Below are 12,114 nucleotides of genomic sequence, written 5' to 3'. Positions count from 1 at the left end.
ATGCCCGTGCTCAATGAGCGGCGCTATCTGGAGCGCGCCGTGGAGACCACGCTCGCCCAGCAGGTGGACGGTCCTACTGAACTGGTGCTGGCGCTCGGACCGTCGACCGACGGCACCACCGAGCTGGCGGAGCGACTTCGCGCGGCGGATCCGCGCATCACCCTCGTCGACAACCCCGAGGCGGACATCCCGATCGGTCTGAACATCGCCATCCGCGCGAGCACGCTGCCCACGGTGGTGCGGGTCGACGCGCACTCCGAACTGGCAGCGGACTACACACAGCGCGCCCTCGACACGCTGTCCCGTACGCGAGCCGCCAACGTCGGAGGCGTGATGAGGGCAGACGGGCGGACGCCGTTCCAGCGCGCGGTCGCCCGGGCATACAACTCCCCCATCGGGCTCGGCGGCGGCGCATATCACGGTGGCACACACGAGGGCGAGGCCGAGTCGGCCTACCTGGGCGTGATGCGCCGCTCCGTGCTGAACGAGGTGGGGCTTTTCGACGAGACGATCCGCCGAGGCGAGGACTGGGAGCTCAACCTCCGCATCCGTGCCGCCGGATACCGGGTCTGGTTCGACCCGACGCTGGCCGTGACGTACTGGCCCCGCGAGAGCTGGGTGCGCCTCGCCCGTCAGTTCCACGCGACGGGAACCTGGCGCGGTGAGCTGGTGCGCCGATACGGCCGGCGCAACTCCGTCCGCTTCTTCGCGCCGCCGGCGCTCGTGCTGGATCTCGTTCTGAGCCTCGTCGTGGGGGTCCTGCAGCTGACGGGGGTGCTGACCGGGTGGTGGGCGTTGGCGGCATCCGTCGTCTACCTGCCCGTGCTCGCGTACGCGCTGCTCATCGTTGCCGTCTCGCTGGGTCGCGGCGGGGGCCGCGGCTGGCGCGACAAGCTGTGGACGCTCGCCGTGCTGCCGACGATCCACCTGACGTGGGGCGTCGGCTTCCTGGGAGGCCTGCTGCGCGGCGCGCACGACACCGTCGACACCAGCCGCCTCGGCGACCGCAACACGCCGCTGCCGTAGAACCCGACAACGTGAGCATGCTCAGAGCCAGCGGCGCACGCGGGCCCGGTACGCACGGTACTCGGCGCGGAACTTTCCCTCCAGATAGCGCTCCTCGGGGAGGATCGCTCCCCACAACAAGGCGAACACCCCCACCGGCAACAGCACCGCCGCCCAGAAGGACGGCCAGAACAGGGCCAGAGCCAGATCCAGCGCGATCAAGCCGAGATAGAGCGGATTGCGGCACCTCTTGCCCTCCTCCGGCACGGGCCCGATACTCATCGCATGGCAGCGGAGCTCGAGGACTGGGCGCGGACCTTCGACGAGGTGTTCTCGACACCCGCGTCGACCGTCGCCGACGAGGTCTGGGCGGACGTGTATGGCGACGAGTACCCCGCCGGCCTGGAGATCTACTCATTCACGTCACGATCAGAACTGCGTCTGATCGCCGAGTGGCTCGCAATCCCCCGGGTGGGAGGCGCGCTCGTGGACATCGGATGCGGACGTGGCGGTCCCGGCCTCTGGGTGGCGGGCGCGACCGGGGCCCGCCTCACCGCAATCGACATCGCGGCTTCGGCGCTGGAATCCGCGCGCGCCCAGGCAGTCCGGCTTGGGCTCGCCGATCGTGCGGGATTCCAGCTCGGATCGTTCGAGGCCACCGGCCTCCCCGACGGCTTCGCCGACGCGATCATGAGCGTAGACGCCCTTCTCTTCACCCCCCACAAGGAGGCCGCCCTGCGTGAACTCGCCCGTATCGCACGCCCGGGCGCGCGGCTGGTCGTCACGACCTGGGATTTCGACGGTCAGCCCTCGAATCGCCCGCCGCAGGTGTCAGACCACCGCGACATCGCCCACGATGCCGGCTTCGACGTGATCGCGTACAACGACACCCCTCATTGGCGCGAGTATCAGCGCGCGATCACCGCGCGGCTGCTGCAGCGAACCTCGGACCTCGCTGCCGAGTCCGGCGAGTCACCCGAGCAGGTGCGCGAGGGCATCCTCGAGATGGAGGCGACTATGGCGTTGCAGCGGCGACGTGTGCTCATGGTGGCGCAGCGGGCTGACGGTCAGGTAGGGACGCAGCATCTTCACCATTGACAGTGAATGCAGCGCCCCGGCTAGCCTTGCGACGCGTTCGGGTCAGCGCCGTCCTGATACACGTAGACGTTGATGTGGTCGCCCCTGAGCACCAAGCGGGTGAGACTGCCGCTCCCCATGATGTCCGCAATGGTGTCGGCGCCTTTGAGGGAGCACCCTTCGGCGGCGCGCCCCCCGTCGCTGATCGGCTGGCCGAAGGCGGCCATGAGCACGCAGGTCATGCCGAAGCGAGACTCCCCGCTCCAGACGCTGAGGCTCCCGACGGGGCTCTCGAAGTCCTCATAGCGCTTCAGCCCATCGGGACTGATTCCCAGAACATCGAGTTTGCCTCCCGGATCCTTCGGCTGATCGGCAGAGACACCGTCCGACCGCAGTGCGAGCACGCGATCTGGTGCGGGCACGTACGACCCACGTCCCTGCCCAGCGGGGACGCGCGGCGTCTCGGCGGTCGCCGTCTCGGCCGGGATGGGAGCGGACTGATCAGCAAGCAGCTGCCAGATCCCCGCGGTGAGGGTCACGTTGAGGACGAGGGCCGCGATGGCGGCGCCGACGATCAACGAGCGGCTGCGCCGCCACCACGACACCGCGGGGACTCGGTTGATCCCGTCGGAATCGGCGGTCGACCCCTTTGCGTCGTCTTGCGCGATGAACGACGTTGCAGCACGCTCCTGCTCGGCGAACGCCCCGCCGACAGCCTGATGGACCGACGTCGAAGCAGAACGCCACCCTTCAACAGTCTCAACGACCGGCACGCGTTCCGGGATCGGAGCCTGCACCCCTGTGCCGGCATCGCCGACACGAGTCGGCTGTCGGCGTTGAGCGGCCTCCAGCTCGGACAGGCGAGCCTGAGCCGCGGCATCGCCGGCGATGTCGGCCTCCGGTCCGTAGGCGCGTCGTCGCAGGCGCTCCAACTCGTCCGCTTGTTCGGACACGACCGACCCCCGCGGGGCATCCATGTTCTCATTGTCCTCCCGCCCGCTGAACGGGGCCAGGGGTGCGCCGCCGACGGGTGGCACGGATGCCCGGCTGCCGCGGCGATGTGCACCTCAGCGTGTGAGGAACGCGAGCTCTGTCTCCCAGCGGGTCTTGCGGGGCTCGGTGCGAGGGTCCGTCACGTAGATCTCGAATCGCCCGGCCCAGCGGGCACCGGCTTCCGCTTCCTCTACGTCGAACGGGATGAGCTCCGCTCCGGCCCACTCGAAGAGGAGTCGGTGGGCTCGCAGCGAGTGATTGATGTAACGCAGCAGCGCGTAGGTGCCGCTCGGCGCCGCGCCACGCTGCACCCTCTCGTCGCCGTGCGCGGTGGCGAAGGCGCCCACCTCGATGTCCATATCGCCAGCCATGTCGACGGTGTGCAGCCGCATGTAGAACGAGCCACGCGTGCTCCCTTCGACAGCAGCCGCCTCGACGGTACATCACGCACTGCACGCACCGTCCGCCCTCGGGCGTCCTTCGAAGCGCAGTGAACCCGCAGTGTCGGTCTGCGTGCGCCTCAGCATCATGTGTCCCGGGGAGAAGGAGTGGCGCCGAGGAATCCTCCACTCCCGATAACGTCGGGCTATGAGCGACGTACTCCCACTGAGCCCCGACGAGCTGTTGACGACTACCCGCTCGGTGCGGCGACGGCTCGACCTCGAACGACCCGTCCCGGTCGACGTCATCCGAGAAGCGCTCGAGGTCGCACTCCAGGCGCCGACAGGCAGCAACGCCCAGACGTGGCACTGGATCGTCGTCACCGACGCAGAGAAGCGCCAGGCTATCGCCGAACTGTACGCGCGATCATTCGCCCGTTATCGCGCATCCGGTGCCCGCACGTACGCCGACCCGACCCGTCAGGCGGTGCAGCAGCGGGTTTCATCGAGCGCCGACTACCTCGCCGAGCACATGGGGGATGTCCCGGTCCTGGTGATCGGCGCCATCTTCACCGGCGCCGAGGACTTCGAGGCCGGAAGCCAGGCCGGTCTGTGGGGGTCACTTCTCCCGGCCGCCTGGAGTCTGCAGCTCGCGTTGCGGGCACGGGGCCTCGGCAGCGCCTGGACGACCCTGCATCTCGCGTACGAGCGCGAGATCGCAGAGCTCCTCGGCATCCCCCCGACGGTGCACCAAGGCGTGCTGCTGCCCGTCGCGTACACCGTGGGAACGGACTTCCGACCTGCACATCGTGCGCCGCTCGAGGAGGTTCTGCACATCGACGTCTGGTGAGGGTCAGCGCGGGATCGCCGCTCGCCTGGATGTCGGGCGGGTGAAGAGCTCGCGGTGTCTCGCGCAGGGAAGGTGGATGGGCTAACCCATGCGGCGGCGAATCCGGATCGGACCGCGGGCAGTCGCCAGGTCGACGACTGCACCTCGCTGAGTGATATCGACCTTCTCAGCTGCCACCAGACGACCGGCTGCTGCCCGCGCATCGTCCATATGCTCGCGCCACTTCTCTCCACCGACAACGCGCGCGGCGTCGGACGGACAGATGGTCGACGTGAGGGCGCGTTGAGCCAGCAGTTCCATGATCGCTTCTTCGAAACGCGCGCCGGTGGGGGAACGCTCGCCACCACCGTCGCCGCTCACATACCAACTATGCACCCACGTGACTCGACCGGCGCGGGCGCCGGGATGACCACGCCGCGACCACGCGGGAGGCGAGACGCCTTCCGCCCCGACTCGATGACATCAGCGGGACTTTCGTGCGCGGATCGCGCCGTACGCGCGCATCAGCTGGGGGACGACGAGGTACACCGCAAGGGGTACGACGATGAGGGTGAGCACGAACGCCCGGGCGACCGGGTGCCAGTCGACGGAGACCGGTCCGATGAGCAGCATGCCGATCGCGACGAGCGGGAAGATCGCCAGCCACGTGATGACCGCGCGGACATGCACTGACGGCGGGTTCGGCGCCGACGGCGCGACGACCGGAGCGGCAGGGGCGTCTGGCAGGCCGGTGGTCGCGGATGTAGCCATCGGGGCTCCCTCTGGGTTCGGCTGGTAGACAACTGCAACGGGGCAGCCGAGGCCGGCATTCCCGTTGGTCGTTGGTCGGTCAGCGAGATGGTGCTCCGCACCGCGCCTGACTCAGCCCTCGATGAAGTGCTGGTCGAGCAGCCTCGACACGACGCGCTCGGCCGCATGGCCGTCATCGCGGGCGTTGAACTTGCGGCGCCACGCGGCGTACGCCTCGGCGTACGATGCCGCGTCGTCGGCACGGATGGCCGTCACCAGCTCGACCTGCGTGCGGATGACGGGGCCCGGTGCGTGCGCCGCGAGATCGAAGTAGAACCCCCGCAGCTCGCCGCGATAGTGCTCCATGTCGGGCACCAGGAAGTACATCGGCTTCCCCGTCACGGAGAAATCGAACATCACCGACGAGTAGTCGGTGATCAGCGCATCGGCGACCAGCAGCAGCTGCGAGGTGTCGGGGTAGCCCGTGACGTCGATCACGCGCGGTCCGGCCGTGTCGCGGCCCGGCTGCAGGGTGCGGGAGTGCCCCCGCACGAGCACGACCGCGTCCGTCTCGGCGGCGAGGGCAGCGGGGTCGACGAAGTCGACGATCTCGGAGCGGTCATCGCGCCAGGTCGGGGCGTACAGCAGCACCCTCTCGTCCTCGCCGATACCCAGTGCGGCCCTGGTCGCGGTGGCATCACCGGCGCTGAGCACGTCGTTGCGCGGGTAGCCCTCCACCCAGATCGGTCGGGTGAGGAACGCATACGCCTTGCGCAGGATGCCGGCCGCATAGGGGTTCTGCGCGAGCAGCACGTCCCACCGCCGCGACTCCTTGACGACCGCCGCGGCACGGCGCGGGTCGAAGCCCGGACGATGCAGGGCCAGCCGCTTGAGCGGTGTCCCGTGCCAGGTCTGCAGCACCCGCTGCCCCGGGCGGCGCGAGTAGCGCCGGCGCAGCCAGTCGTTCACCACGATCAAACGGGAGGCACCGCGGGCACGCCACCATTCCGGGCTGCCCTCGACGACGGCGAGAGCGCCGTCCGGCACCTGCACGGAGTAGTCCACGACGCTCCAGTAACGCGTCAGCGACGGCGATCGAACGGCGAGCTCGCGATCGATCGCCAGGGGGTTGCAGCTCGCGTTGCGCCCGTAGAAGCTCTCGAAGAAGACCGCGTTCTCCAGGGTGCCGCCGGCACGCGCGGCGTAGCGCCGCTCGAGGGCGTCCTGGCCCTCGCCCGAATCGTAGGCGGGGTCGATCGGCGGACCGATCCGCACGGTGTGCCCCTCGAGGCTCGCCCGGAGGGTGCCCAGCATGGCGAGCGGAACAGGATGCGAGGGCTCCGCCCGGTCGATGCGCAGCTCGTAGTCCCCGGTCGGCAGGGGAAGCACCGGGCCGCCCAAGCGCGCCGCCTCGAGAGGGATCGTGGCGGTCCAACCCGCGTCATCGCCCTCCACCACGCCGGTCGAGCGCGCGCGTCCGCCCACCAGCTCGGCGCTGCTCGGCGCTGGTCCGTTCCCCTCGACGATCAAGGCGGGCGTGCCGTCCATCGTGAAGCGGGCGGAGGTCATGGGGCTCCCTTCGGAGCGCCGGCGGCTGCGCCGGCGCGAGAAATGATGGCACGGTACACCCGCGCCGTGTTGCGGCCGTCGCGATGCGCGTGCACGCGCCCGCTGAGGGCTCGCGACCGTTCGACCCGTTCTGCGTGAACCGTCTCGTCGCCGAGGATCGCCTCCAGCTGCGCGGCCGCGGCCCTCCAGGTCGTGGCGTAGTCGTCGCCGGCGACGTCCGAATACCTTCCGTAGAAGCCGCGGCGCTGCGCGTAGGCCTCCACGTCGGGCGCCAGGTAAACGGCCGGCACGGGCACGAGCGCGCAGTCGAATGCGAGGGACGAGTAATCGGTGACCAGCACCGCGAACGCGGGCAGGGCGGGCGTGATGTCGGCGAGGATGCCGCTTCCCAGGGTTCGGACCCGATCGGTGTCGAACGGCGGCCGGTACTCCCCCGCGCCGAGCGGATGGGAGCGCACCACGAGCACGGCGTTCCGGTGCTCCAGCACATCGACGAGCGCCCGCCACTCCTCGGCATCCGGGATCGCCGGATCCGGATCGCCGTCGCGCCACGTCGGCGCGTAGAGCACCATCCGGCTGTCCGCCGGAAGCTCGCCGAGCAGCCCGGACACGAGCTCCGTCGCCGCGGCGCGGCGCCCTTGCCCGGTGCCGACCGAGAGCACGTCGACCCGTGGCTCGCCGGTCACCGGCACGCGATCCTCCGGCAGCGAGAACGCCGACTCGAACCGGCCTCGCGCGAGGTGCGAGGCCGCGGGCAGCACGCCGATGCGCCGGGTCGCGCCACGGTACATGGCGCCAAGCGCCGCCCGCACCACCACCGACGACGGCAGGATGCCGCTGCGGAGCGTCTCCGGCGAGTCCAGCCCGATGCGCTTCAGGGGGATGCCGTGCCAGAGCTGCACCAGGAATGCGCCGGACACGGCGTAGCGGTTGACGTCGCCGAAGCCGTGCGTCACCACCACGATGCCCGCACGGGCGGTGAGCCAGAAGCCCCGCACGGAGTGCTTCGGTGCGGTCGGTATGCCCCGTGCCGCGGCATCCGCCGCCTCTCGGGGAGATCCCGTCAGCCAGATCGCGTCGTGTCGCTCGCGGCGTACGACATCCCACAGAGCGAGCGCTCCGTCTCCGATGCCGGCCCCACACCCGATCACCCAGGCGCCGTCGCGGCGCGGGATCAGCAGGGTGGCGATGCGGCCGAGCAGGTACAGCGGGATGCGGACGAGCTTCTGCGCGTTGCCCGCGCCGAACGAGAAGGACGCCACCCCGCGAGCCTATCGCGGGGTGGCGTCCTTGATTCTGGACTGCTGCGCCTGGGCTACTCTCCGAGCGTCCCGAGCGTCACATCGACGGTGACCGACTCGCCGTCGCGCACGTAGGTGAGCGACGCGTCACTGCCGGCGGCCGCTGCGCGCACCTGCGCCGTGAGGTCGACCTGGTCGGTGATCGGCACACCGTTGAACTCGGTGACGACGTCGCCCTCGCGCAACCCGGCGCTCGCGGCGGCACCGCCCTCGCTGACGGCGGCGATGTAGGCACCCGCGATCGTCGAGCCCTCGATCGAGCTGGCGGCGCTCACGTTGGCGCCGAGGAGGCCGTGGGTCGCGACGCCGTTCTCGATGATCTCGTCGGTCACGCGCTGCACGACGTTCGAGGGGATCGAGAAGCCGACGCCGATCGAGCCGGACTGGCCGGACGAGGAGCCGGCGCTGGCGATCGCCACGTTGATGCCGATGAGCCTGCCCTCGCCGTCGACGAGCGCGCCACCCGAGTTGCCCGGGTTGATGGCCGCGTCCGTCTGGATCACGGAGATCGAGATCGTCTCCGACGGGGTCTGCGACTGCTGCTGCCCGGGAATGTCGAAGGTGAACGGTCCACCCTCCCCGGGCGCCGGGGCCTCTTCGCTCTGGTCGGACTCGTCACCGGTGTCGGGCACCGCGGCGGAGGCGATCTCGATGCTGCGGTTCAGCGCGCTGACGATTCCGGTGGTGACGGTGTTCGCAAGGCCCAGGGGCGCGCCGACCGCCACCGTGCTCGAACCGACGTTGAGGTCGGACGAGTCGGCGAACTCGATGGGTGTGAGGCCCTCGGCATCCGCGAGCTTGATGACGGCCAGGTCGTAGACCGGGTCCAGTCCGACCACCTCTGCGTCGTAGAGGTGTCCGTCTGACGTGGTGACCCGGATGGCGGGGTCCGCGGTGGCGCCGTCCAGGGTCACGACGTGCGTGTTGGTGACGACATAGCCGTCCGAGGTGAGGATGACACCCGAGCCGCTGCCACCGGCGGAACCGGAGGAGACCTCGATCGTCACGACGCTCGGCAGCGTCTTCGTCGCGATCGCGGTGGTCGCGTTGACGTCGTCGGGGTTGTTGACGGTCACGGCCGAGGGCGCCGCCGCGGGGCTCTGCGTCTGACCCGGGAACAGCGAGTTGCCGGCGGCCGCTCCGCCGAGTCCTGCCGCACCGCCGACGAGGGCCGCAGCGACGATGAGCCCGACGACCTTGCCGGCACCCTTGTTCTTCTTGGTGTCCGTCGCGGCGCCGGCGGGAGCGCTCGGCGCCCACGCGTAGGACTGCTGGGGAGCGGTGACGCCGAAGGACTGCCCGGTGGGCTGGCCGGCGTATGCGCGGTCGTCACCGGTGCCGGCGGACGACCCGAGGGGCTGAGTGGGTGCCGTCTGCTGCGGCGCGGTCCACGGCTGGGCGGAGGGCAACGGCGGCGCGGGGCGGTAGGTGGGAGCGGCGGGGGCGCCCGATGCAGCGGGAGCCGGCGCGGGCGCAGACGGCTGCGACGGCGACTCGACGCCCTGGCGGGCCTGGGGGGTCTCGGCGGGGATGTCGCCGTTGTTCTCGGTCATGAGTGCTCCTTCTGACAAGCTCCCTCCAGAGTGCCCGGGGTATCTGTGCGTTTCATATGCCGCGGATGGGATTCGCCTATGCGAGTACCCTGGGCGGGATGCGAAACATTCCGGGCCCCTGGAAGCGCACGGCCGCCGGTGCCGGGCTGCTGTCGGCGGAAGGGGTCGTCGCGCCGACGATCTTCGCAGAGATGAGCGCCCTGGCGGCCCGCACGGGTGCGATCAACCTGGGCCAGGGCTTCCCCGATGAGGATGGGCCCGCGCAGGTGCTCGAGGCCGCCCGCGATGCGATCGCACACGGAGTGAACCAGTATCCACCCGGGCGCGGGATCCAGGATCTCCGGCAGGCGATCGCCGAGCATCAGCAGCGGTTCTACAGCCTCCACCTCGATCCGGATCGAGACGTCATCGTCACCGCGGGAGCGACCGAGGCGATCGCCGCGACCCTGCTCGCGCTGCTCGACGGTCCCGAGGACGAGGTCGTGGTCTTCGAGCCGTACTACGACGAGTACGCGGCGTGCGTCGCGCTGGCGGGCGCGACCATGCGCACGGTGCCGCTGCGCTGGCCGGACTTCCAGCCCGACCTCGAACGGCTGGCGGATGCCGTCACCGACCGCACCCGCATCATCCTGGTCAACGACCCTCATAATCCGACGGGCGCGGTCTTCTCGCGGGAGGTCCTCGACGAGGTGGTGCGCCTCGCGCACCTGCACGACGCGATCATCGTGACCGACGAGGTCTACGAGCACCTCACGTTCGGCGTTCCCCACGTTCCGATCTCCACGTTGCCCAGCGCGTGGGAGCGCACGCTGACGATCTCATCGGGCGGCAAGACGTTCTCGACAACCGGGTGGAAGATCGGCTGGGTCTCCGGGCCTGCCGAACTGGTCGACGCCGTGCTGACCGTCAAGCAGTTCCTCACGTACGTCAACGGGGCTCCGTTCCAGCCGGCCATCGCGACGGGACTGCGCCTCGGTCGCGACTTCTTCGACGGGATCGCCGAGACGCTCCGACACAAGCGCGACGTGCTGGTCGAGGGTCTCCGTGCCGCCGGTTTCGGCGTGTCCGTGCCGGATGGCTCCTACTTCGTCGTGGCGGATGCCGCGGGCATCGGCGCCACGGATGCCGCGGAGTTCTGCCGCGCGCTTCCGGACCGCGCGGGGGTGGTCGCCATCCCGCTCACGGCCTTCGCCACTCCGGAACGGCGCGCCGATTACGCGACCCTCGTCAGGTTCGCCGCCTGCAAGCGCGTCGAGGTGCTCGAAGAGGCGGCATCCCGGCTCGCGGCGCTCGGCTGAGGGCACCCGGCGCCCGCGGCTTCGTCCCGGGTCTCAGAGCGGTGTGACGCCGAAGCGGCGCAGCCGCAGCGCGGGGTTCACGCGTCGGACATTCGAGATCGCGTCGCGCTCGATATGGGCCACGGCCACATCGGTGGTCGTACCGACGGCGGCGATCTCGACTCCTTGGGGATCGACGATCATCGAGTGCCCGACGCCGAGGGGCGGCGGATGATCGGCGGCCGCGACGTACATCGTGTTCTCGATCGCCCTCGCGTGCAGCAGGGTGCGCCAGTGGTGCTCCTTCAGCGGACCACGCACCCATTCCGCCGGCACGAGGGCCACATCCACTCCGGCGTCCGCAAGCAGGCGAGACACCTCCGGGAACCTCAGGTCGTAGCAGGTCATCAGTCCGAATCGCAGGCCGTCGATCTCGAAGGTCTGCGGCAGCTCGATCTCGCCCGCCTCGATCCAGTCCGACTCGCGCTGTCCGAAGGCGTCGTACAGGTGCAGCTTCCGGTAGCGTGCCAGCATCCGCTCGCCGTCCACTGCCACCACGGTGTTGCGCACGCGACGGTCATCGGATCCTCGCTCGAGCAGCCCCGCGACGATGTGCACGCCGTGCTGGGCGGCGAGCGTCCTCAGACCCTGGACGAACGGGCCGTCGATGTCCTCGGCGTTGTCGGCGACCGACTCGTCGAAGGGGTCGACGAAGTAGCTCGAGTACTCGGGGAACAGCACGAGCCCCGCGCCACGGCCGCGCGCCCTCGCGACGAGCTCGCCGATCAGCTCGAGGTTCGCGCCCGCGCCGGCGGTCGGGGCGAACTGCGCCACGGCGATCGCGAGGGCGTTCACGTGTCGGACCGCCTGTGTGATGCCAGCCGCACCCGCATGCGCAGCGGGGCGATCACCCAGAGCACGAGGATGAGGATGCCCAGAACGATCGCGGCGACCCATGCCGCGGCGTCTCCGATCACCACTTCGAAGACGAAAGCCACGACACCGACGAGGAGCAGCGAGACCGTGGCGAGGGAGGCGATGAGGGCGGCGTGCCCGTACGCGACGACGTTCGCCTTCGCCCGCCGCTGGAACAGCGCGCGGTGCAGCGATACCGGCGCCAGCGCCATGATCGAACTGAGTGCCGAGAGCACCACGAGGATCAGGTAGAACGTGCGCTCCCCTTCGTCGAGGTCCGCGAAAGCCGGCTGGAACGCCAGGGCCAGGAGAAACCCGGTGAGGATCTGCGTGCCCGTCTGCAGCACCCGAAGCTCCTGCAGCACCTCGATCCAGTTGCGGTCGTAACGCTCGCTCGGCGTCTCGTCGCGGCCGTCGTCGAGGTCGTCTCCTGGGCGGGTGTCCCTCGTGGCGGCCATCTGATCA

General features: G+C 70.0%; 14 protein-coding genes. 4 read left to right on the top strand and 10 right to left on the bottom strand.

The window, feature by feature from the left end:
* A complete protein-coding gene (locus ACLQ2Q_RS09610; RefSeq protein ID WP_425820575.1) occupies window positions 1-1,026 on the top strand; it encodes a glycosyltransferase in 1,026 nt (341 codons plus the stop codon).
* Between the two features lie 21 nt (window positions 1,027-1,047).
* Here ACLQ2Q_RS09610 and ACLQ2Q_RS09605 read toward each other — a convergent pair whose 3' ends face one another.
* Window positions 1,048-1,287, bottom strand: coding sequence for a hypothetical protein (locus ACLQ2Q_RS09605; protein ID WP_425820219.1), 240 nt, complete (start codon window positions 1,285-1,287; stop codon window positions 1,048-1,050).
* A gap of 3 nt (window positions 1,288-1,290) precedes the next feature.
* On the opposite strand from ACLQ2Q_RS09605, the gene ACLQ2Q_RS09600 reads away from it, so the two are divergent.
* On the top strand, window positions 1,291-2,103 hold the full coding sequence (locus tag ACLQ2Q_RS09600; RefSeq protein ID WP_425820218.1) for a class I SAM-dependent methyltransferase: 813 nt from the start codon (window positions 1,291-1,293) through the stop codon (window positions 2,101-2,103).
* 20 nt (window positions 2,104-2,123) lie between these two features.
* Here ACLQ2Q_RS09600 and ACLQ2Q_RS09595 read toward each other — a convergent pair whose 3' ends face one another.
* Window positions 2,124-3,059, bottom strand: coding sequence for a hypothetical protein (locus tag ACLQ2Q_RS09595; RefSeq protein ID WP_425820217.1), 936 nt, complete (start codon window positions 3,057-3,059; stop codon window positions 2,124-2,126).
* Window positions 3,060-3,149: 90 nt separating this feature from the next.
* On the bottom strand, window positions 3,150-3,446 hold the full coding sequence (locus ACLQ2Q_RS09590; RefSeq protein WP_425820216.1) for a hypothetical protein: 297 nt from the start codon (window positions 3,444-3,446) through the stop codon (window positions 3,150-3,152).
* Between the two features lie 217 nt (window positions 3,447-3,663).
* On the opposite strand from ACLQ2Q_RS09590, the gene ACLQ2Q_RS09585 reads away from it, so the two are divergent.
* Window positions 3,664-4,305, top strand: a complete 642-nt coding sequence (locus ACLQ2Q_RS09585; protein ID WP_425820215.1) for a nitroreductase family protein — start codon at window positions 3,664-3,666, stop codon at window positions 4,303-4,305.
* An 81-nt stretch (window positions 4,306-4,386) separates the two neighbouring features.
* On the opposite strand, the gene ACLQ2Q_RS09580 is transcribed toward ACLQ2Q_RS09585, so the two are convergent.
* The 5 genes from ACLQ2Q_RS09580 to ACLQ2Q_RS09560 form a co-directional block, all read right to left on the bottom strand.
* A complete protein-coding gene (locus tag ACLQ2Q_RS09580; RefSeq protein WP_425820214.1) occupies window positions 4,387-4,665 on the bottom strand; it encodes a DUF3253 domain-containing protein in 279 nt (92 codons plus the stop codon).
* Between the two features lie 102 nt (window positions 4,666-4,767).
* Entirely contained in the window at window positions 4,768-5,055 is a 288-nt protein-coding gene (locus tag ACLQ2Q_RS09575) for a hypothetical protein (protein ID WP_425820213.1), read from the bottom strand.
* Window positions 5,056-5,166: 111 nt separating this feature from the next.
* On the bottom strand, window positions 5,167-6,603 hold the full coding sequence (locus ACLQ2Q_RS09570) for a CDP-glycerol glycerophosphotransferase family protein (RefSeq protein ID WP_425820212.1): 1,437 nt from the start codon (window positions 6,601-6,603) through the stop codon (window positions 5,167-5,169).
* Entirely contained in the window at window positions 6,600-7,865 is a 1,266-nt protein-coding gene (locus ACLQ2Q_RS09565) for a CDP-glycerol glycerophosphotransferase family protein (RefSeq protein WP_425820211.1), read from the bottom strand. The genes ACLQ2Q_RS09570 and ACLQ2Q_RS09565 overlap by 4 nt, the downstream gene beginning before the upstream one ends.
* A 53-nt stretch (window positions 7,866-7,918) precedes the next feature.
* A complete protein-coding gene (locus tag ACLQ2Q_RS09560) occupies window positions 7,919-9,457 on the bottom strand; it encodes a S1C family serine protease (RefSeq protein WP_425820210.1) in 1,539 nt (512 codons plus the stop codon).
* 98 nt (window positions 9,458-9,555) lie between these two features.
* Between ACLQ2Q_RS09560 and ACLQ2Q_RS09555 the strand changes: the two genes are divergently transcribed.
* Window positions 9,556-10,755 carry an aminotransferase class I/II-fold pyridoxal phosphate-dependent enzyme gene (locus ACLQ2Q_RS09555; RefSeq protein ID WP_425820209.1) on the top strand — a complete coding sequence of 400 codons (1,200 nt, stop codon included), beginning with the start codon at window positions 9,556-9,558 and terminating at the stop codon, window positions 10,753-10,755.
* 33 nt (window positions 10,756-10,788) lie between these two features.
* On the opposite strand, the gene ACLQ2Q_RS09550 is transcribed toward ACLQ2Q_RS09555, so the two are convergent.
* Window positions 10,789-11,589, bottom strand: coding sequence for a carbon-nitrogen hydrolase family protein (locus tag ACLQ2Q_RS09550; protein WP_425820208.1), 801 nt, complete (start codon window positions 11,587-11,589; stop codon window positions 10,789-10,791).
* Window positions 11,586-12,107 carry a DUF6328 family protein gene (locus tag ACLQ2Q_RS09545; protein ID WP_425820207.1) on the bottom strand — a complete coding sequence of 174 codons (522 nt, stop codon included), beginning with the start codon at window positions 12,105-12,107 and terminating at the stop codon, window positions 11,586-11,588. The genes ACLQ2Q_RS09550 and ACLQ2Q_RS09545 overlap by 4 nt, the downstream gene beginning before the upstream one ends.
* Window positions 12,108-12,114: the final 7 nt, after the last annotated feature.

Source organism: Microbacterium sp. DT81.1 (genome assembly GCF_049844955.1).
Taxonomy (GTDB): domain Bacteria; phylum Actinomycetota; class Actinomycetes; order Actinomycetales; family Microbacteriaceae; genus Microbacterium.
The sequence above is the reverse complement of the archived record's forward strand: the minus strand, read 5'-3'. Positions and strand labels throughout refer to the sequence as shown.

Excerpts from the sequence above, each read along its gene's own strand:
- ACLQ2Q_RS09605 (WP_425820219.1), bottom strand. The coding sequence starts at position 1,287 with ATGAGTATCGGGCCCGTGCCGGAGGAGGGCAAGAGGTGCCGCAATCCG.
- ACLQ2Q_RS09600 (WP_425820218.1), top strand. The coding sequence starts at position 1,291 with ATGGCAGCGGAGCTCGAGGACTGGGCGCGGACCTTCGACGAGGTGTTC.
- ACLQ2Q_RS09570 (WP_425820212.1), bottom strand. The coding sequence starts at position 6,603 with ATGACCTCCGCCCGCTTCACGATGGACGGCACGCCCGCCTTGATCGTC.
- ACLQ2Q_RS09585 (WP_425820215.1), top strand. The coding sequence starts at position 3,664 with ATGAGCGACGTACTCCCACTGAGCCCCGACGAGCTGTTGACGACTACC.
- ACLQ2Q_RS09595 (WP_425820217.1), bottom strand. The coding sequence starts at position 3,059 with ATGGATGCCCCGCGGGGGTCGGTCGTGTCCGAACAAGCGGACGAGTTG.
- ACLQ2Q_RS09560 (WP_425820210.1), bottom strand. The coding sequence starts at position 9,457 with ATGACCGAGAACAACGGCGACATCCCCGCCGAGACCCCCCAGGCCCGC.
- ACLQ2Q_RS09555 (WP_425820209.1), top strand. The coding sequence starts at position 9,556 with ATGCGAAACATTCCGGGCCCCTGGAAGCGCACGGCCGCCGGTGCCGGG.
- ACLQ2Q_RS09610 (WP_425820575.1), top strand. The coding sequence starts at position 1 with ATGCCCGTGCTCAATGAGCGGCGCTATCTGGAGCGCGCCGTGGAGACC.
- ACLQ2Q_RS09575 (WP_425820213.1), bottom strand. The coding sequence starts at position 5,055 with ATGGCTACATCCGCGACCACCGGCCTGCCAGACGCCCCTGCCGCTCCG.
- ACLQ2Q_RS09590 (WP_425820216.1), bottom strand. The coding sequence starts at position 3,446 with ATGGCTGGCGATATGGACATCGAGGTGGGCGCCTTCGCCACCGCGCAC.
- ACLQ2Q_RS09545 (WP_425820207.1), bottom strand. The coding sequence starts at position 12,107 with ATGGCCGCCACGAGGGACACCCGCCCAGGAGACGACCTCGACGACGGC.